General features: G+C 33.8%; 26 protein-coding genes. 20 read left to right on the top strand and 6 right to left on the bottom strand.

The features are described 5' to 3' along the window. The first annotated feature begins 42 nt into the window (after positions 1–42). The 6 genes from ABDZ84_RS12545 to ABDZ84_RS12520 all read left to right on the top strand — a co-directional run bounded on the left by ABDZ84_RS12545 (position 43) and on the right by ABDZ84_RS12520 (position 6,655). A complete protein-coding gene (locus tag ABDZ84_RS12545; RefSeq protein WP_026681334.1) occupies positions 43–615 on the top strand; it encodes a major tail protein in 573 nt (190 codons plus the stop codon). A 145-nt stretch (positions 616–760) separates the two neighbouring features. Further along, complete coding sequence (gpG, locus tag ABDZ84_RS12540) at positions 761–1,099, top strand: phage tail assembly chaperone G (protein WP_026681333.1); 339 nt, start codon at positions 761–763, stop codon at positions 1,097–1,099. A 17-nt stretch (positions 1,100–1,116) separates the two neighbouring features. Next, a complete protein-coding gene (locus tag ABDZ84_RS12535) occupies positions 1,117–1,260 on the top strand; it encodes a hypothetical protein (protein ID WP_200862550.1) in 144 nt (47 codons plus the stop codon). A 28-nt stretch (positions 1,261–1,288) separates the two neighbouring features. Continuing rightward, complete coding sequence (locus ABDZ84_RS12530; protein WP_343781737.1) at positions 1,289–5,035, top strand: phage tail tape measure protein; 3,747 nt, start codon at positions 1,289–1,291, stop codon at positions 5,033–5,035. Between the two features lie 14 nt (positions 5,036–5,049). Then, positions 5,050–6,465 (top strand): distal tail protein Dit, encoded by a 1,416-nt coding sequence (locus tag ABDZ84_RS12525; RefSeq protein ID WP_343781805.1) that lies wholly within the window; start codon positions 5,050–5,052, stop codon positions 6,463–6,465. 13 nt (positions 6,466–6,478) lie between these two features. Further along, positions 6,479–6,655: a hypothetical protein gene (locus ABDZ84_RS12520; RefSeq protein WP_343781735.1), complete on the top strand. Its 177-nt coding sequence runs from the start codon at positions 6,479–6,481 to the stop codon at positions 6,653–6,655. Here ABDZ84_RS12520 and ABDZ84_RS12515 read toward each other — a convergent pair. Then, positions 6,645–6,842 carry a hypothetical protein gene (locus tag ABDZ84_RS12515; protein ID WP_343781733.1) on the bottom strand — a complete coding sequence of 66 codons (198 nt, stop codon included), beginning with the start codon at positions 6,840–6,842 and terminating at the stop codon, positions 6,645–6,647. The two genes, ABDZ84_RS12520 and ABDZ84_RS12515, sit on opposite strands and share 11 nt — an antisense overlap. Positions 6,843–6,914: 72 nt before the next feature. Between ABDZ84_RS12515 and ABDZ84_RS12510 the strand changes: the two genes are divergently transcribed. From ABDZ84_RS12510 to ABDZ84_RS12460, 11 genes are all read left to right on the top strand, one after another. Beyond that, a complete protein-coding gene (locus ABDZ84_RS12510; protein ID WP_343781731.1) occupies positions 6,915–8,600 on the top strand; it encodes a phage tail spike protein in 1,686 nt (561 codons plus the stop codon). 12 nt (positions 8,601–8,612) lie between these two features. Next, positions 8,613–9,086, top strand: coding sequence for a hypothetical protein (locus ABDZ84_RS12505; RefSeq protein WP_343781729.1), 474 nt, complete (start codon positions 8,613–8,615; stop codon positions 9,084–9,086). Continuing rightward, complete coding sequence (locus ABDZ84_RS12500; protein ID WP_343781727.1) at positions 9,083–9,229, top strand: hypothetical protein; 147 nt, start codon at positions 9,083–9,085, stop codon at positions 9,227–9,229. The genes ABDZ84_RS12505 and ABDZ84_RS12500 overlap by 4 nt, the downstream gene beginning before the upstream one ends. A gap of 68 nt (positions 9,230–9,297) precedes the next feature. Further along, on the top strand, positions 9,298–9,966 hold the full coding sequence (locus ABDZ84_RS12495) for a hypothetical protein (protein ID WP_343781725.1): 669 nt from the start codon (positions 9,298–9,300) through the stop codon (positions 9,964–9,966). A gap of 13 nt (positions 9,967–9,979) precedes the next feature. Next, positions 9,980–10,135 (top strand): hypothetical protein, encoded by a 156-nt coding sequence (locus ABDZ84_RS12490; RefSeq protein ID WP_343781723.1) that lies wholly within the window; start codon positions 9,980–9,982, stop codon positions 10,133–10,135. A 63-nt stretch (positions 10,136–10,198) separates the two neighbouring features. Further along, a complete protein-coding gene (locus ABDZ84_RS12485) occupies positions 10,199–10,501 on the top strand; it encodes a hypothetical protein (protein WP_343781721.1) in 303 nt (100 codons plus the stop codon). Positions 10,502–10,544: 43 nt separating this feature from the next. Further along, the gene (locus ABDZ84_RS12480; protein ID WP_228088957.1) at positions 10,545–10,772 is read left to right on the top strand and encodes a phage holin; all 228 of its coding nucleotides are present in this window, start codon (positions 10,545–10,547) and stop codon (positions 10,770–10,772) included. Then, the gene (locus tag ABDZ84_RS12475) at positions 10,772–11,689 is read left to right on the top strand and encodes an N-acetylmuramoyl-L-alanine amidase (protein ID WP_343781717.1); all 918 of its coding nucleotides are present in this window, start codon (positions 10,772–10,774) and stop codon (positions 11,687–11,689) included. The genes ABDZ84_RS12480 and ABDZ84_RS12475 overlap by 1 nt, the downstream gene beginning before the upstream one ends. A gap of 282 nt (positions 11,690–11,971) precedes the next feature. Then, positions 11,972–12,169, top strand: a complete 198-nt coding sequence (locus ABDZ84_RS12470; protein ID WP_228088956.1) for a hypothetical protein — start codon at positions 11,972–11,974, stop codon at positions 12,167–12,169. A gap of 88 nt (positions 12,170–12,257) precedes the next feature. Beyond that, on the top strand, positions 12,258–13,577 hold the full coding sequence (locus ABDZ84_RS12465; RefSeq protein ID WP_228088955.1) for an AAA family ATPase: 1,320 nt from the start codon (positions 12,258–12,260) through the stop codon (positions 13,575–13,577). A 3-nt stretch (positions 13,578–13,580) separates the two neighbouring features. Then, positions 13,581–14,174, top strand: a complete 594-nt coding sequence (locus ABDZ84_RS12460) for an RloB family protein (protein ID WP_228088954.1) — start codon at positions 13,581–13,583, stop codon at positions 14,172–14,174. 58 nt (positions 14,175–14,232) lie between these two features. Here the strand turns inward: ABDZ84_RS12460 and ABDZ84_RS12455 are convergent, their stop codons facing one another. Next, positions 14,233–14,781 carry a hypothetical protein gene (locus ABDZ84_RS12455; protein ID WP_228088953.1) on the bottom strand — a complete coding sequence of 183 codons (549 nt, stop codon included), beginning with the start codon at positions 14,779–14,781 and terminating at the stop codon, positions 14,233–14,235. A 170-nt stretch (positions 14,782–14,951) separates the two neighbouring features. On the opposite strand from ABDZ84_RS12455, the gene ABDZ84_RS12450 reads away from it, so the two are divergent. Then, complete coding sequence (locus ABDZ84_RS12450; protein ID WP_343781712.1) at positions 14,952–15,116, top strand: hypothetical protein; 165 nt, start codon at positions 14,952–14,954, stop codon at positions 15,114–15,116. A 103-nt stretch (positions 15,117–15,219) separates the two neighbouring features. On the opposite strand, the gene ABDZ84_RS12445 is transcribed toward ABDZ84_RS12450, so the two are convergent. The 4 genes from ABDZ84_RS12445 to ABDZ84_RS12430 all read right to left on the bottom strand — a co-directional run bounded on the left by ABDZ84_RS12445 (position 15,220) and on the right by ABDZ84_RS12430 (position 17,420). Continuing rightward, entirely contained in the window at positions 15,220–15,525 is a 306-nt protein-coding gene (locus tag ABDZ84_RS12445) for a hypothetical protein (protein ID WP_343781710.1), read from the bottom strand. Between the two features lie 250 nt (positions 15,526–15,775). Then, a complete protein-coding gene (locus tag ABDZ84_RS12440; protein ID WP_343781708.1) occupies positions 15,776–16,396 on the bottom strand; it encodes an SDR family NAD(P)-dependent oxidoreductase in 621 nt (206 codons plus the stop codon). 295 nt (positions 16,397–16,691) lie between these two features. Continuing rightward, the gene (locus tag ABDZ84_RS12435) at positions 16,692–17,084 is read right to left on the bottom strand and encodes a YhjD family protein (protein ID WP_343781706.1); all 393 of its coding nucleotides are present in this window, start codon (positions 17,082–17,084) and stop codon (positions 16,692–16,694) included. A gap of 27 nt (positions 17,085–17,111) precedes the next feature. After that, positions 17,112–17,420, bottom strand: a complete 309-nt coding sequence (locus ABDZ84_RS12430) for a hypothetical protein (protein WP_281949253.1) — start codon at positions 17,418–17,420, stop codon at positions 17,112–17,114. Positions 17,421–17,558: 138 nt separating this feature from the next. Between ABDZ84_RS12430 and ABDZ84_RS12425 the strand changes: the two genes are divergently transcribed. Then, positions 17,559–18,032, top strand: a complete 474-nt coding sequence (locus ABDZ84_RS12425; protein ID WP_343781703.1) for a hypothetical protein — start codon at positions 17,559–17,561, stop codon at positions 18,030–18,032. 327 nt (positions 18,033–18,359) lie between these two features. Continuing rightward, a complete protein-coding gene (locus ABDZ84_RS12420; protein WP_166530864.1) occupies positions 18,360–19,175 on the top strand; it encodes a helix-turn-helix domain-containing protein in 816 nt (271 codons plus the stop codon). Positions 19,176–19,802: the final 627 nt, after the last annotated feature.

Here is a 19,802-nt window from a genome sequence, read left to right as displayed (position 1 = left end):
TAAAAAGGTGTTTTTTAATAAGAAAAACTAGGAGGTAGTAACATGGGAAAAGTATTACATGGCTTGGATATGTTTCATTTAGCCTTACTTACGAAAGATGATAAAAGCGGAGCAACATATGAACCTCCTGAAGCAGTGTTAGGTGCTGTTAACGTATCAGTTACACCAAATACAGAATCTAATACATTCTATGCTGATAATGGGGCTTATGAAATTTTTAATAGTTTAGGAGATATTGATGTAAGTATGGAAGCAGCAGATCTTCCTTTAGAACTTCAAAAGAAAATATATGGCCATCAAGAAGAAGGGGGAGTCCAATTCGCTAGTATTGAAGATATAACAGCTGAGCTAGCACTTGCTTTTCGTGCAAAAGTATCAACTGGAGGATATCGTTATTATTGGTTCCTAAAAGGAAAAGCTCAACTATTACCAAATGAATATCAAACTGATGAGGGAAATGTTACACCACAAACTGCAAAGTTAACACTAAAATTCATGCCATTACAATTTAACAAACGTTGGAAGGCACAAGCTGAAGATACAGCAGATACGAATTTCAAGGACACTTGGTTTAAACAAGTAATATATAACGGTGATGTTTTAACAACTCCCTAATGTACCCCAAAACATAAGAGCAGCTAATACTACGTCTACTTCTGTGAATATAGCGTGGGATTAGTTGTTTTTATTTGGGGGTTCAAAATATACGAGAGGGTTAATCCCTCTCCTTTTTATTTTAAACAAATTGGAGGACTAAAATATGGATAATTTATCAATTACATTAAAGCTGGATGGAAAACAGAAAAAGTTTGTCACACCTAATTCTATTCCAGGCGTTTTATTCCGAAAAGCAGCTGAGTGTGCAGAAATGATAGAACAAGGCGATATTACAAATCAGGATTTAGATGCATTAATCGCTTTTGCATGTGAAGTTTTTGATCATAAATTCACCATTGAGGAATTCGAGGAAGGTCTCGATGCTCGAGTAATTATTAAAACCATTTATGCAGTTGTTAATTATGTAATGGGAAATGTTGCAGCTGCAAGTGAATTACTTGGTGGCGAAGTAAAAGAAGAGGATAAGGGAAAGTCCGACTGAGTGAAGCTGTACAGGATATGTACAACGCGTTAATTGATGTGGGTTTCACTCAAAATCAAATAGACGAAATGGACATTGTCTATCACTTAAAACTTCTCGCTCAACGCAAAAAAGATAAAGAAAAAGATGAAGTTGTATACATCGATCAAGTACTTGGTTAACTAAGTGGTCTGGAAAGGTGGGTGAATAATGGCTAAAGACATAAAAGTAAGATTATATTCTAATTCCAAGCAATTTAATAGTGAAATGTCATCGATATCTAGGCAGATGAAAGTCGCTAAATCGGAATTTGAAGCAAGTAAAACGAGTGTTGATAATTGGGGAAATCAATTAAAGCAGTCTGAAGCAAAACTTCAATATTTAAATAAAAACCTTTCTCTGCAGAAACAACGAGTTAATGAGTTACGGAAGGCTTACAATGACTCAGCTAAAAATAAAAGTAAAGATGCCAAAGAAACGCAAAATTTAGCCGTTCGTTTAAATAATGCGAATGCAGCAATGAATAAAACCAAAAACCAGATTAATCAAACCACTGCCAAAATAAAGCAAATGGAAGCAGCAACAAAACGATCCGGAATGAGCATGAAGCAATTTGGAGATCGAATGAACCGTGCTGGAAATAAAATGCGTGGTATGGGAATGTCTATTGGGATAGTTTCGGGATCTGCTTTTTTTGGTTTAACTAGGTCGCTCAAAGGTGCTTATGATGCAACCGCAGAATTTGAACAAGGTTTATCTGGTGTACAGGCAGTAAGTGGTGCTACAGCTGAAGATATGAAGCTACTAGATAAGCAAGCAAGAGACCTTGGGAAATCTACTAGATATAGCGCTACTCAAGCTACTGAAGGGATGCAAAAACTAGCTTTAGCTGGATGGAATACACAAGAAATTATGGCAGGTATGCCAGGTATGTTGGACCTTGCTGCATCTGGTAATCTCGATCTTGCGCGTGCTGCAGACATAACCAGTGACACGATGCAGGCATTTGGATTAGAAGCTAAAAACGCAGGACATGCTGCGGATGTATTTGCTCATGCACAGGCTAATGCCAATACAAATGTGGAGCAAATGGGCGAATATATGGAATATGTGGCTCCTGTAGCGAACAGTTTAGGGTGGAATTTGGAAGAATCCGCAGCTGCAGCGATGAAATTAGCCGATGCTGGATTAAAGGGTGGAAAGGCTGGACAAGCGTTTTCTACTTCACTTGCAAGATTAGCCAAACCTACTTCTGCCATGAAAAAAGAAATGAAAAAGCTAAACATGGAATTTTTTGATGCAGAAGGTAGTATGAAACCTTTACCTGATGTTATGAAAGAGATTGAAAAAGGTACAAAGGGTATGACAAAAGAGCAAAAATCCGCCACTTTAACCACTTTATTTGGTGCACAAGCTTATAAAAACTGGTCTATTTTATTAGATGCAGGTTCAGAAAGCTTGGAAACAACAACAAAAGAGCTGAAAAATGCTGACGGTGCCGCGGCTGAAATGGCTAAAACAATGCAAGATAATGCTAGAGGGAAAGTTATTGAATTTCAATCCGCTGTTGAAGGCCTACAAATTAGTTTAACTCGTCATTTAATGCCAGCATTTACTGATATTGTGGAAAAAGGTACAGACTTAATACGTGGTTTTACTGATATGGATGAAAGCACTCAAAAGACGATAGCTGCCACAGCTGCATTATCTGTAGCAGTTTTAGGTGTAACTACTGTTGTAGCTGGACTTACTGCAGCAGTTGGAGCCTTTCTATCCTTTGCTGGACCTGTTGGACTTGCGATAACTGCTGGTACTGCTCTTTTAGGTGGATTAGGAGTTGCCTTGTTTGCAGCTAAAGAACATACAAAAAATCTTAAAGAAGAGCAGGAGAAAGCACAAACGGAAGCTTTGAGGTATGGTGATAACTTAAGCGAAGGCACATTAAAAGGTGTTAAAGGTTATACAGATCTTTACGAAGGCGCAAAAATAAAAATGCTTGAGTTACGAAACATGTCGGGAGAAGAAGCGGAAAAAACATCTGCAGAAGTAGTTAAGGCTTTTTCTGAAATGGCTGATCAAGTAATCACTGAATTAGAGACACAAAAAAGTAAGTTATCAAATGCAATTAATGAAGTGTACGCTATCGCTGGTGATGCTGGTAAGGATTCTGCAAAAGAATTAACAAATGAAGTTCTTAAAAAATTTGATAAAGATATTGCTGAATATAAAAATGCATTAGATACCGTTAAAGAAGCGCATGACAAATATAATAAAGATATATCCAAAATGCCTGCGGAGTTTGCAGATAAGTATTTAGCTGCAATTGATGTATTAGAAGGCGGCGCAGCTGAATTTGCTAAAAGCCAAGATGAGTTGTTAGCAATACAAAAAAATATATCGGAAAAGCAAGGGAAAATACTTGATGATGATGCTCAGAAGTACATCCAAAAAACAAATGAATCATACAAGAAATCTGTAAAATCGGCTAATAAATGGTATTCAGAAAAACAAAAGATTTTCGAACAAGCCTTAACGCAGGGGAAAATCACTCAAGAAGATTATGATCATCTAATGCTTGGTGTTGAATCAAGAACAAATGAAATGATGGCTATAGCAGCAAAAGAATACGAAAACTCCAAACAAGCAATAGCAAAACATTTAGATGAACGCGGAAAATTAATTGATATAGCAACTGGTAAAGAGTTTAAACGTAAAAAAGAATACATCGCTACAGCAACAGGCTATATGCATGAGATGGATGAGAATCAAAATGATTACCTTGAACGATGGAAAGACCATACAGCAGAAGTACTAAAAACAACTGGTGATTTTTCCGAAAAAGCACAAGAAGAGTATGCAAAAGATTTACAGGCATTTCTTGAGTCAAGTGGAAAAACAAAAGAAGAAGCAGCAAAACAAGCTAGAGAAACAGTAAACGACGTTCTCACAGAGTTAAATAAGGACAACGACAAAGCCAAGAACGCAGGTAAAAATAAAGGCTTGTTCCATAATGAAGGATTAGGAAGCACAAAAAGCTTAAATGAAATAACTGCTAAAGATATTACAACTTCCTTGATAAATCAAATAAAGCAAGGTAATCCAGAATCAAAACAAGCTGGTAAAAACAAAGGAACTTCCCATAAAGAAGGATTAGAAAGTACGAAGAAAGGGAACCGATCTGCTGGTTTTTCTTTGAGTTCTATTGTTTCCTCTGTACTAGGTAAAACAGATGATGGTGGTGGGGGCAGTAGAGCTGGATCGCTTTTTAGACAAGGATTGCTTAATTGGACAAATAATACCTTTAATGCCGGTAATAAGGTTGCCGTTAGAGGTCTTTCGGGTCTGAAAAGTGTAAGCACAAGTGGTGCGGGTAGCGATTTTGTTAGTGGATTTAGAGGTTCTATTAATAACGGCGGTGACTCTGTTTGGTCTGCGGCTTGGTCTTTAGGTAAATCTGCACTTGGAGCATTGAAAAGGTCAATTAATTCACGTTCACCTTCTAAGGAAACAGCTAAAGAAGGTATTAACTTCATTGATGGTTTTGCTTTATCCATGGATAGAAATAAGAAAAAAGCTGTTAAGAGCGCAAAAGCGGTGGGGAAAGAATCACTAACCGCATTCAAAAAGAGCATGGATAAAAGTAATTTAGATGATACTGCACTGCTGATTGATGCCGCAGCAGGAGAAATTCGTGCACGCAGGGATGAATTAGTGGTTAGGCATGAAGTAGTTAACACTGGTTTTAAAGAAATTGACAATTTAAAAGATGAAGTAAAGGTACTATCGGAGTATCTTAGACAATTGTTACAAGTGCAATCTAGACAACTAGCAGTAACTAGCCAACAGCCGGTTATTTTAAATATAAATGATCGAGAGATTGCTAGAGCTGTTCGCGATCCAATAAATGAGATGAATGAACGACAACAACGAATAAATCGTGATTTTGAGGGGAGGTAATATAGTTGCCAAGTATGAGTTTTAGGGGGATAACCAAAGACTATGTAAAGGTGCTTAGAGGCAGAAAACGTCCCCCATGGGCTCCTATAGAAAGGAGTATTTTAGAGATACCTGGTTTAGCTGGGGGGTATCTATCTAATTCTAAAGTAAAGCCTAGGGTTATATCTGTACCTGTACTTTTAAAAAAGAAAAACTTCCCTGATTTACAAAAGCTTAAAGAAGATCTGGCAGATTGGTTAATAACCGACAAAGAAGAGCCTCTGATATTCGATGATGAAGAAGATAGAACCTATTACGCTGTAGTGAATGACGAGTTAGACCTTGATGAAATGGTACGTTACGGTCATGGAACCATAGAATTTATTTGCCCAGACCCTTATAAATACGGCGAGGAACAATCACACGAATTCACAAACAACATATTAAACGTAACTAACAATGGAACTGCCGAGGCGAAGCCAATTATTGAGTTAGAAGCAACAGAACCTGTCACTTTTGCAATGATTTCAAACGGTAAGGAGGAATATAACTCAGTTGGTACACCAGTTGACGTAGATGAGAACGAGCCAGTAGATGAACTTACCAGCATACTTAACAAGCGTCTGGACGATTTTGTAGGATTTAGTGACGTTGCTACAGGACATACCTTTAATGATCCGTTAGGCGGAATTGTAGCCGGTAAGTTTCAACTTGGTAATGGGCAATGGATGGTTACAGATTACGGATCTAATCCTAATGGATGGCATGGTCCAAGTAAGAAGACATCATTTAGTGAATCCCTACAAGACTTTCAAATTGACCATTATATTACGCAATTAAACTTTGCTGGGCAGTTAGGCAAAAACGTATTGTTTTTGGAAGATGAAAACAACAATATAGTAGCATCGTTAGGAGCTGTTGATAAAACTATTGCATCTGGCTACTACAATAAAATTCAATTTTACTTAGGTGGCCAGAAACTAATGTTTGATTTTGAAGGATTTAATAATACACGTATGTGGTTGCGATTAAGAAGACAAGGTGCATTGTTTACCGCAACTGCCTATCAACTACGTGAAGATGGTACAGCCTATAACAAAGTCACTCGGACTTTCGAAGACCGATTAAGTGAATATCAAGCGCCAATTAGACAAGCATCTGTGTATATGGCTACATTTAAAGAGTATGCTGCTACTCGTATGTACGCTAATCGAATACAAGCAAATAGAGTCAATGACTTAGGAGCTAATCAGATACCATATATAGCTGAATTCGGCGATAAAATTGTATTTGATTTTGTGAATGAAGTTATTTTAATAAACGGTGAACCAAGAATGGATATTAAAGGATTCGGTGGTACTTTCTTTACATTAGCTAAAGGTAGTAATCAATTAACAGTAACCCCTAATAGCTTTAATACAAAAATTAAATATAGACCACGCTTTTTATAGGAGGTGAGAGTATATGAAAACAGTTGAAGAAATTAAAAACTTTACTGAGAATATGTCAAATGCAACTACACTTATGATACTGAATGAAGCAATTCAAAACGCCCAAAGTACAGATGAACGTGTTGAATTGCTTGTTTTTAAATGTCAAATTCTTGAGGGATCTACTTATGGGAAAGTATTTATCCCCTAAAACGCTCCTTTATACTTTTATCTCTCTCATAATGTTCAATCACTTCTTTCCAAATTTTATGAGAGAGATTTCTTGAATCAAGAGCATGATTCAAAATGTCGGAGATAGCATTTTCTAATTCAGGGTTATTTACGCCATGTGTAGAAAATGCCTGTTTAACTACATCGTTATAGTTGTCATTCCACATATGTACACCTCCCTTCAATCAACAGTATTCGACAGGGAGGTATATTTTTCCTTTAATTTTGGAGGTGATACCTTGATACACATTGTCGATGGGCAAAATATGAATTTAGTTGATTATATTACGAAAGAAAATATCATATCTGACAACCACCATCAATCGTTAAAAGACAAGTTAGAAACCTATGAATTTACTACATTTGCCGATAGAAGGTTTTCAGAGCATTTGTCTAAAAGAAATCGAATTATCATACCTGACGAAGATGGAAATTATAGAGAGTTTATCATCTTTGAAGTATTTAAAACGATGGATAGACAAGTAGAAGTTTATGCTAAGGCAAGTTATTTAGAAGATTTAGGTAAAGCTAGGGTGATTGATGAAGGGTCAACAGGAAGTAAGACGAACATCCAACATGCAAAAGATACACTACAGAATACCATCTGGGAACCAGGAGACATAAAATATGTTGGTATACGCACATTAGATATTGAAAATCGTACCAATCCTTTTGCTTTTCTAAAGCGTCTTTCGACAGAGTTTAATCTTGAATTACGTTTCCGAGTTGAAATAGAATATGACAGAATAACTAGTAGATACGTAGATATGGTTGAAAGGATCGGAGAATGGCAAGGAAGAGAAGTTGTGTTTGGTTCCGATTTAGTTAATATCAAACGTAGAGAAAAGACAGACAACATCGTTACTGCGTTACGTGGTTATGGACCTGAACGTGAAGATGGAACGCAACTTAAGGTATTTGTGGAAAATATAGAAGCGTTAGATCGATGGGGTATAAGAGATCCACGTACTGGCATATTGAGACACTTAATAGCTGAGTACGAACCGCAGTCTACTGATCAGGATATGACAGAAGAAAGACTTATAACGTTAACGGAAAACGAGCTGGAAAAGCGTGTTAATGCGACAGTGGAGTATGAAGCAGAGATTGCAGATTTAGAGAATGTACCAGGACTAGAAAATAAAAAATTACGTTTTGGCGATACCATCAAGATAAAAGATACGAAGTTTAATCCACCTCTTTATTTGGAGGCAAGAGTACACACAATGGACCGTTCTATTGTAGATAAGTCTAACAAAAAGGTAACTCTTGGCGACTTTATTGAATATACCGAGGAAGAAGTCCATGACATATGGAACGAATTAAAAAAGGAAATTCAAAACAAAATAGACGCTAATGATTTAGACGAGTATACCTATAGGAAACAGATTATTGACACTAAAGACACCGAAGCTAAAGAAGGTGCGAAAGCAGACGTTGAAGCAGGGAAAGTGGGATTACCTGGTGGAAGCATTAAAGATACCATTTCAGGAAAACACTTAGATATCGATCTAGGTGTCTTTGGCGCATCTCCACAATTTATGTCAAGCGAACTATATCAAGATGGTGTTTGGATAGCCTTTAATATTGGGTATAATTCAAACCCAGGAGATAAATTTAATTTTGATTATTACGTGTTTCGCCCTTCTAAAAAGTATCTAACGGTTGATGGTGCTGCTGGATTAGGTGTTGTGGATGGTAATATAGTATATGGTTTCATGCATGTGATTTTGGAGACGAACTCGGAAGTGATAGCATCAACAAAAATGTCAATGAGTCACAATAATAAGGATAGGGATTTCCTCCTTACAGGCGAGATAACTGGACACACGCACATTTATTTGAGATTCCAATTTGAAAAGACGAGTGGTGATGCGACAGGAATTCCTTATCTACGCACAAGAACTTTATATATGCATGATTAGAGGTGAAATATGATGTTTTTACAATTTAATGTAGACAATGATGGGAAAATCACAACCATTAATTCAGCTTTAATCGAGTACAAGCATAACGATCTTTTGCCTTACTGTATAGAGGCAGAAAAAGAGGAAGAACAATTAATATTTAATGAAATTGATAGCTTTTTATTGATAGATGGAGTACTCACCAATAACGATGTATCCTTTCCGCTATTTGCCGAACATGCAAGAAAAAAAATAACTATCGCTATAATAGACGAACGAGGCTATTTTCTTGATACGGAATTGATTTATCCAGAAGAAATAAAAGAAAACAATGTATTAGAAATACCGAGTTTTGTACCAGGTAAGGTAGCGAAATGGAATGTTGATACAGAGCAGTGGGAGTATGAAAACAGACCAAAAACACAAGATGAAATGTTAAGAGAAACAACTGATTTAGCTGTGATGGATTTAGCAGAAATTCTTTTGGGAGGGCAGTCATCTTGAGTGAAAAGTTAATTACATTGTATGTGGAATATATCATTAAAGGACCAGAATATAAAACGTATAGTGAGGTACCAGATCTATTAAAGCCAAAAGTAAAAGAGGTACTTATTGAAAAAGGCAGAGAGGATTTAATAAACGCTTAATAGGCGTTATTTTTATAGAAAGAGTTTGATAGAATAGGGGGTAATAAGAAACGGTGAGGTGAAGAATTATGTCCAGAACTATCTCTTACGGTCCAATGCACAGTAAATCCAATCAAAAGGTAGACCGTTACCCAAGTTTTTGTGGAATTTGTCATAAGAATGTAGAACCTATTTTTATTGGGACGAATTTGGATAATAATACAATTATTCCGAATAAAGTAGAGGCCGCATTCCAATGTGCTAATACTGATTGTAGTAGTATAATGATAGGGTATTATACTCGTGAAGATCCTAGGTCAGAATATAGATTGATTGATTCTGCACCGCTTAACCCTGTAGAAGAAGATTTTAATAAAGAAATTGTAAAAGTATCACCAAATTTTATATCTATATATAACCAATCTTATTTTGCTGAGCAAAGTAAATTGGAATTAATCGCTGGAATCGGCTATCGAAAGGCTTTAGAATTTTTAGTGAAAGATTACCTAATATTTCTCAATCCTCACCAAGAGGAGGAGATATTAAACAAGTTTTTAGGGAAATGCATAGAGATGGTAGACAATGAAAAAATTAAAGAGATATCTAGAAGAGCTTCATGGCTAGGAAATGATGAAGCACACTATATACGAAAGTGGGAAAACAAAGACGTTAATGATCTAAAAAAGCTGATTGAAGTTACGGTGTATTTTATATCAATGGATATCTCTACGAGATCTTATTTGGAAGAAATGCAATAAAGGAGCTGATTGTATGCCAACAAGCACATTACGAAAGGCTGAAGTCCAAGAAGTAATTAAAGTAATTGTTGTGGAAGGTTCTGGGGCATCTCCAGAAGATCCTATAAAAGAAGTTGCTCAATATTGGTCTAAAGAAGGTCAGCTATTGTTTAGCAAAAGAAATGAGTGAAAGCATCCTTAGCAGGGTGCTTTTTCTATGCAGAAAAAACATCGGGATGTTAGGGGGTCAAGAATGGTCGAATTAGGAGTATTAATATCAATTGTATCAGTAATTATTGCAGCCTTTGCAGCGTTAATTGGTTATCAAACTTACCAATTTAAAAGAAGTAACACAGCTAAGAGTAATACAAAAAACGATGCCGAACAAAGCGCAGAAGTAAGGGCAGAGTTAGGCTATATTAGAAAGGGGGTAGATGACATACGAATTGATTTAAAAGCAAATGAGAAAAACATCGCTCATTTAAATGAACGTGTAACCAGAGTTGAAGAATCAACCAAACAAGCACACAAGCGAATAGACACAATGGAAAGTTAGTCCTAGTAATAGGACTATTTTTAATTTAAGAGGAGGAATTAACATGAAACAAGCAATTGTAAGACTGGTGGTATTGGTAATTTTATTGGCAAATCAAACCTTGATAACTATGGGGTGGAGTCCTTTGCCATTTAGCGAAGATCAAATATTTGAAGGTGTATCAACAGTAGCAACGATTGGCGTAGCTGTATGGGCATGGTTTAAAGACAATCCAGTTACTAAAAAAGGAAAACATAATGATAAATTCTTACGTGATAAGGGGATGAAATAATGCCAAAAATAATAAAAGATTTTATACCTAAATCTCAAACGAATCAACGCCCTGGTCATTCTATGAAACCAAGATATTTAACAGTCCACGGTACTGCTAACGAAAAGAAGGGTGCAGATGCAGAAATGCACAGTCGGTATTTGCATAATGGTGCAGGTGGCCGAGTGGTTGTTTGGCACTACACTGTCGATGACAAAGAAATATACCAACACATTCCAACGAATGAAAATGGCTGGCATGCTGGCGATGGTAACGGAACAGGAAATCGACAATCAATTGGAATTGAAATATGTGAAAACAGCGATGGAGACTTTAACAAAGCGGTTAAAAATGCCCAATGGCTTATTAAAAAATTAATGAAAGAACACAACATACCTATTGAACGTGTTGTACCTCATAAGCATTGGTCTGGCAAAAACTGCCCTCGCTTGTTGCTGAATATGTGGAGTACATTTATAGATGGCATTGAGGGTAAAACCGTCGAAGCACCTAACCAACAAGTGGGCTCCGAAACAGTAACTAATGGCTCTATTGTTGATTACCTTAATAGCATTGGTAAAGATGCCAGCTTTAGCGCAAGAAAAAAATATGCTGCTGAATATGGTATTAAAGGTTATAAAGGTACAGAAGATCAAAACCTTGAATTGCTTCATAAAATGCGTGAGGGTAAACCGTCTAAACCTAGCCAAGCAAAAGGTACCGTTCATTTGCCTGCATCTGCAAAAACGTGGAGAACGTACAAGCTTAATGTTAAACCTGTAAAGAAAAATAGTGATTGGAGCCTTACTCCTGCTAGGTATGGTGGATTAACATATAAAATATTAGATAAACCATATCCAGATGTAGTTACTATTAAGACTGGCAGAGGTAAGCGTAATATTTATGTTGGGTCTGGTACTAGTGCTATTATTAAGTAAACGTCATGCCCTGCCTTTTGGTGGGGCTGTTTTTTATTTCAATGTGACGACTAGTAGCAAGTATGTGTGAGTGGAGTAAGGGCAAAGATGGCTAAGGAAGAACTATATGCCATTTAATTTTCTTAATTAATTTGTCTAAATATGAATGATTTCAAAAAAATAAAAACAATATGTTTAATTTGTTGAAATATAGAAATAAAAAAATTATATTAAATAGTTTTTTCGACGGTATTTTCTAAGCGAATGATTTAAATTAGTAATTGAATATAAGGAGGGGCTATATTGAAGGTGAATAATAGGTTTCAACATTCTAAATTTCTATTTTTAGTATATGAATTGGCAAAATGTCATGGATTTAAAATTATTCCTAAAGAAAATGAATTAGAAGTAATCTATCCTCATTTATGTAAATCTATCATAGTCAAAAATGAGGAAGAATTTGATAAAGTTTGTCTTGATATTATTAACTGGCGATTTTAATTACTAAAAATATGTGCAAAAACTATTTATTTAATGTATATTATATATAATATCATTATTTCTTTACGGATTATTGTTTAGAAAGTGGGTGGAATTTATTTTAGTAGATTTTTCTGTGAAAAATTTTAGGTCTTTTAAGACTAAACAAACTTTTTCAATGCAAACTGCTCCATACTTAAAAAAATTTAAAGAATCTAATACTATTAAATCACCTGATATTAGGCTATTAAAAAACGCCTTGATTTTTGGAGCCAATGGTGGTGGGAAAACAAACGTTTTTGAAGGAATTAGGACTTTAAGAGCTTTATTACTGAATTGGGGGATGAATTATAAAAGAAATCATTCCAAGTTACCTTATGTGCCATTTAAAATGGATGAAGAAAATGAATTGGGATATACCGAGTTTGAGATTGTTTTATATTTAGATTTTAGGTACTTTAAATTCACTATTACCTACGATGGAGATCGTATACATCACGAATCTCTGGTTGAGTTAAAAACAAAACGTGATATTTTATACTATGAAAGAGAATATAGTCATGATAAACAGGGATATTTATATAAAACCCCTAAAGTATCTGACTTAACTGATAAAACTCGTAAAAATATTTCATACTTAACAATTTTATCTGAGTTTAATGATGATACAGCGATATTAATTTTGGATTGGTTTAAATTCGATTTGAAAATAATAGATACGAATTATGATTTGAGATATTTTAACAGTTTACTAGAAAAATTAGAAGATGAAAAATTTAAACATAACGTATTAAATATATTAAAAGTTGCTGACTATAATATTGTTGATATTATAGTTAATAGAAAAAAAGAAGAAATACCTGATATAATAAAAAAGATACTTGAAGATGATGACGATGATGATGAAAAATTTATAGAATTTAATGATGCATATACAGTATATAATAAGGTTAATTCTCATAATGGTGAAGATGATGTTACTCTACTTCATGCCGATTCTTACGAATCACGTGGGACTAAAAAAATGATTGTAATAGCCATTGCTCTTTTAGATGCATTTGAAAGAGGGAAGACCCTATTAATTGATGAATTTGATAGTGCTTTTCATATAGCAATTTCTAAGTTTTTGTTGCAGTTATTCAATTCAAAAGATTATAATAAGAATGCTCAGTTTATATTAAATACACACGATATTAACTTACTTGATAATAACATATTAAGAGTTGATCAAATATGGTTTGCAGAAAAAAATAAACTTAATTCCACTGAAATATATTCTTTATATGATTTTAATGATGACAAGAATAGATCGAGAAGTGATATCTCTTATGCTAAAGAGTATTTAAAAGGTAAATTCGGTGCTTATCCTGTTATTAGTGAAGGCTTACTTGATATTCAGCCTTTCAATAATTGTAAAGCAGGTATATGAGTTATGCCTATTAAAAGGAGAAAGAAAAAAGGTCTAACAAAGCATAAAAGTATTCTTCTTGTTTGTGAAGGTAAAGAGACTGAAGTTATATATTTTGAAAGGTTAAAGCAGCTTCTGAATTTGCCTAATGTAACAATAAAAGTTGATGGTACAGGAAAAAGTGGAATTAGTTTATTGAATACTGCAAGCGGAAAAGTGAGTAATTCAAAAAAGAATTTTGATAGCGTGTGGATAATTTTTGATAAAGATAACTTGCCAAGGGATCAACTTGAATTGACTTTTAAAAAAGCTGAAGAAAGAAATATAGGTGTAGGATTTACAAATTTATGTTTTGAGACATGGTTATTGTTACATTTTGAATTTTTAAATGGCGAGTACGATCTAACCAAAACTAAACTTCATAAAAAAATGTCAGATTATCTAAAAGTTAAATATGGTGAAAGTAAAAGTCAGATCGATATTATAGGAAAAATAGCTGAGAGGTGGGAAACTGCAAAGCAGCATAGCGAAGCCTTAATGTCTAATCAAAATGATAGATATGTAAATCCCTACTCTAATATACATATAGTTTTAAATGATCTTATCCCTAATAAATAAACCTTCTATAGAGAAGGTTTATTTTTACATTCCGGCAAATTCCGTTAATATAAACATTTTAAAGTTTAGTATTAATTTTATCATAAAAATACTCAATTACTTCTTGTTGCATTTTTTTACAAATTATATTTTTTTCATGGTATTCGTCTAACCTTTTTTTATTGTTTTGATGATTAGAGTATAATATCCCATAAAAACTGAGCCATATTCCAATGATTGTTTCAATTGGTAGGTTAGTGTAAGGTACTATAGCAATAATTACTAATACGCTAGTAATTATTATAAGATGATAGGAGCTGATAATGACAGTCAAGGAAGCAGGTGGATTTTGATATAGCCTGTATTTCTTTTTGTATATTACGCCCCAAAACAAAAAGTATGCTACTGTGAGAAAAAAACTTATAAATGTTGCCAATGGTTCTGTTATCTTAGTAATATAGCTCTCAAAAAGAGTTAAAAGAATTGAGGCAGGAACTGTGGTGATTATGGTCATTGAGATAAGATATTTAAAATTAAGTTTACACAAAATTCTATTTGCTACTGATTTAAATCTAGCTTCTTTTTTTCTTAATTTATTTTTAATCTCTTTTGTTAGAATTAGTTTCATATCGTAATCCCCTTTATAAAATTCTATTAAATATTATTCGAAAATAATTTTCAAATTCCTGCATTATCCTGAAATATAACCAAAAACATCGCATAAGTCTCCAACTAAACAAGTATACATGTTCGTTTTTGTGTTATGATAAGAACTAATATCCTAAAAATGGTCTTATCGTGAAAGGGTTACTTAATCGTTCTGCAGAAAATAAGTTAAAAATCATTATCTTTTATACAGATAGCAATAACAATGTTAGAGAGCGTTATATACGTGTGCTTGAAGTAAATGATAAGAGTATTATGGCTTATTGTTTCTACCGTAAAAAAGGTGAGAACATTTAAGTTAGATAATATCCCTTCAGCTGGACCAGTACGGAAGAGAGCTATGTAAAAAAGGCCCCTCATAAGAATGAGAGGCTTTACGTAACATGATACCTTAAGGGTATTAAGCCAAACGGTTTGATTTTTGGTATAAAGTGTTTTGCAGCTTTTTTCGGTATATATTCTGAAAAAGTTTGCTATAAATTTTATTACCATTGAACTTTCCAATGACTTTACGCACATCTTTATCATAAACAATTAGTTCTTTATAATTTTTATTATTTAAAAGGTCTTGAAACCACTTATATTTCTTCAAGCGGTTTATATTACTACAAATATCTTCTTCATCGCCTTTTAAAAATGGTAAATAAAGACCAATATTTAAAAATACAATCAAAGCTAGGATGAAAAAATAAAATATAAGTTTCAAATTACCCCTCCTGTATTTAATTTAAAGTACGACTGCTCTTATAAAAGGTTTCATTTTATTCCACAATCTGGACCTTTAAAGAAATAACTATGTTTACTTACTTTTAATTTTTTCCATAGAAAAATAGCCTCCCCATTCTGCTCAATTAATGAACAGTGACTACCTAAATAGTGAAACTACTTTTAATATCCATGCAATAATACGCCAACGTTTAGAAACATATATTAACTTTTTTTCCTTTTTTAGACCGTCATATATTTGAAATGCAGCCTTCTCTGGAGGACGCCATCCAAAACATTTTATTTTTATCACCTTTAGCCATATTTGTATCAACAAACCCACATTTAACATCAGTTACTAATACGTTAGTTTTTTGTGTCCTAAGTTTATGACGGAGACTAATTAAATAATTCGATGCGAAAACTTTCGAGGCATTATAAGCTGGAGCAATAGGATTTGATATTAATGCGCCAATAGAAGAAATACCCAATAAATGTCCAGAACCTTTTGATAAAAAATATTTATAAGCAATATTAGACATAGCTACAAAACCTGAAACATTCACATCAATAACTTCTTGTTCGAAACTCAAATTTAAATCGGTGTTAAGATGCCCCACCCCAGAACTGATGATAAATAAATCTATTCCACCCATCTCTCTAATTAGTTTCTCTATAAGATCCTTTGCTTTATTTGGACAAGAAATATCGACAGTTTTAATAAATGCTTTATTTGGGAGCTGTTCTTGAAGTTCAATTAAATTAGCTGTTCTTCTCGCTACTAGACCTACGATATACCCCTCAAGTGAAAGGATCTTGGCTAACTCTTTTCCAATACCAGAACTAGCTCCAATGATAATTGCTTTTTTCAATTTCAACACGCTTTCATTTTTATTTATATTTAAGGATATTTTTCTCGAGAAACCATATTACCCTCCTACACTAAATGGCCCTCTTCTTGAATAAACATTAGGTTTAGCTACTATGAAAGTAAAAAAAATAAGTACATAAAAGTTACTGGTAAATACTTGTCATTAGAAAGTACTATTTATGTGTGAATTGATTAAAAGCCCCTCATAAGAGGAGCTTTTTAAGTTGTGTCGGTGTGACACTATGGGTAAGTGTTTACATTATATACATAATGAGATTAGTACGCAATAATAAGGCTTAGCGAGGGCTTTCCTTCTCCAATCTTCTCAACTGATCTATAAATCCATCTTTTACCTTAAATTCTGTACTGTAAATATACCTACCCATAATATTTTTAGTCATTTCCCGTAATTCATCTGGTGTATATTCAATAATTCCAGATTGACCACGACTGAGCCACTTATAACTTGTATTACCAACTCTTTTAACATCTATATGATACTTCGTGTACATTTTCTTTTTAGTTTCTATAAACTCTTTCTTTAATTGTTCTATATTCGCATCAATCATACTGATGTAGATATTTGCCATATAAAAATCCTCAACAAGTTTCTTGTCTTGTTCATAAACTTTGATGGCCATAGGAAGGGTAATAAAATCTTGTATTAGCTGTTTTAATTCAGTATTCATCTAATCAATCCTTAAAAGTAAAATGAATTAATAAGTGCAATTAGCAACTTTAGGGTAATTATCAGGTTTCTCAGTAATTACTATTGTTCCATTAGAATAAGACTTCATGAGAACATCAATTAATTTCATGTTCATTATTTTAGTTACGCCATGTATCCAGCCACCTGTTTCAACTTTTCCACTTCTAGACAAGATGGTTAAAGTTTTATGATTTTCACTATAGCAATAGATGAATTTCGTATAGTCCATTATGTAGATTTTTACTTTAGTTTCATCGGGTAATTTCCGTTTAATAAGATCTATTTCTTGTTTACATTCAGCGGTTATGTCTATCATGTTCAATCAATCCCCCTAAATAAAGAACGTTTGTTCTTATAATAAGATATGGGGAATCATTTTGCAACTAGGTAGTTAATATGTACTTATTTTATGGTAATATGTAGAAAAAAAGGGGAATAGGGGGAGGATCGGGTTTTGAATAAAATAGCTGAATCTTTATATGTTATTGGTGGTCTATGCATTGTTGGTGGTATCGTTTTAGGAGTTGCTAATTATGAAGTGGTTATATACCAGGAAAACGGTATATATGGTACAGAATCAGTCACAGAAGCTTCTTGGGTAAATTTATTAATTTATGTATTAGCTGGATTGGTTGCTGGAGTGATAATGTTTGGTTTTGGCGAGGTAATTAGAATTCTTGATGATAAGAGAAAAATAGCGACAGAATCGTATAAAGAGATATTAAGTATTAAGCAACATATAGTTGGTAGTGAGGAAAATCATAATGTACATCGTACACAAGATAATTCTCTAGAGGATAAAACAGAGACTTTCGACGATATACAATATCCAAGCAGCTATTCAAATCAAGACACAGATAACTCAGATACTAAGAAAGGTAAAGGTCTTAGTGGTTTAATTGATGAAGCCGTAAATGGTAAAAAGTGAAAGAAGGGTGTAAAAACTTTTCTTTTACACTTTAATTTATTTACACATATTTTACACATTAAAAAGAAGAAACCCTTATATAACAATGAGTTTCTTCTATTATATATGTCCTCCTGGGACGTCTAATAGCGGAGGTGAAACTCCGTCAGATAAGCCTTCTAATCCGTTGGTTGAATCGCTCAACTAACGATTAGGTGGCTTATTTTTTTGGGCTCTAAAATATATGTTGGGGTACTGAGAAAATTCAGCTAAATAAAAACACGCAAACTCCGAATTTTGTTAGACTTGTTTTACCCACAAAACAAAAACAAAAGGAGTTGCGTGTAAGTGAATTTTAACATGTCTTTACCAGGTTTAGAAGCCTTTCGTATTAAAAAAACAGTTGAAAATGGTGGAGTTTTTCAGCTCCATGTGGAACTGGATGCTAAGCCCCATCGTTGTCCAGTATGTAATGTGCTTACAAAAAAGGTGCATGATTACCGTACGCAAAAGATCCAGCATTCAAAACTGTTTGTAAGAGAAACACTTATTTTTTACCGTACGCGTCGCTATAAATGTGAACAACCGAATTGTGAAAAACGTTTTTATGAGAATAACTCATTAGTAGAACGCTATCAACGGCAGTCTAAAGAACTAAAGCAAGCTATTGCATTGGAGCTAATTCATGGAAAAAACTTTAAATCTGTTGCCTCTCGATTTAACATTTCCTCAACTACTGTAATGCGTAGGTTTGATGAAGTGGGATCTAGTTTTTTGAAGGAAACAAAAGAGTTGCCTTCTGTAATCGCCATTGATGAATATAAGGGAGATTCAGACGGAGAAAAATACCAAACTATTATTGCCGATCCGGTGGATCGGAAACCCCTGGAGATATTGCCGGATAGGAAAAAGGAAACGGTAGAGACTTATTTGAAAGAACATGGGCAAAGAGTAGAAGTGGTGGTTATGGATATGAGCCCTGCTACATTAATTAGATCTCTTATGAATGAATTTGTTATCCCTATAGAAAATGTGGTTCCACATAATCATTGGAGTGGAAAAAACTGTCCTAAAAATCTTTTATATCAATTTGGACGATTTCAAGATCAATTTATGGATTCCACCCCTCCTGACATCAAATCTATATATACCAACAGGAAATGACTTATTTGCTCCTTTTGTATTTGCTGGTACCGTTACTGCATATAAACCTGTCGGTGTTTCCTATATTAAAAAATTCGTGTATATTTAAATTAACTTTCTACTATGAGAGGGGATGACTTGTTATCAGAAAGAACAAAGCATATTTATATTTGATATTACTTATTGCAGTAATATCAATATTTGTACCTAGTGTTGTCGAAAACATTATGGAGTATGGAAAAGATAGTTTTCCCCTGACTACAAATTATTATATAAAATATATTATTTACGTAATCAGTGTTCACTTAAGTTTATTTTACTTAGTAGCTGTACTATTAGTACTCATAATAAAAAATAAATAATAGAACACACTTGTGTTACTTGCAAAGGGGATGTAATCTACTACATTCCTCTTTGTATTTTTTTAGAATGAAATTACAAATATGTATATTGTTGCTATGAATATACGGTTGAGTTAATTGTATTTGAAAAGTAAAAAGCTCCTTCAGCAAAAAAGAGCTTTAAATAATTTAGGTATCTTAATAAATATTATCTTCTAAAGTATCTTAATACCCCTGTGTGACCGTCAAGTAAAATGACACAATTTCTGCTTATTAATTTGAAACACTTTGCTGCCCAAATATGGTT

Origin of the sequence: Virgibacillus salarius, assembly GCF_039521925.1 — a bacterium.
GTDB lineage: Bacteria > Bacillota > Bacilli > Bacillales > Amphibacillaceae > Virgibacillus > Virgibacillus salarius.
The sequence above is the reverse complement of the archived record's forward strand: the minus strand, read 5'-3'. Positions and strand labels throughout refer to the sequence as shown.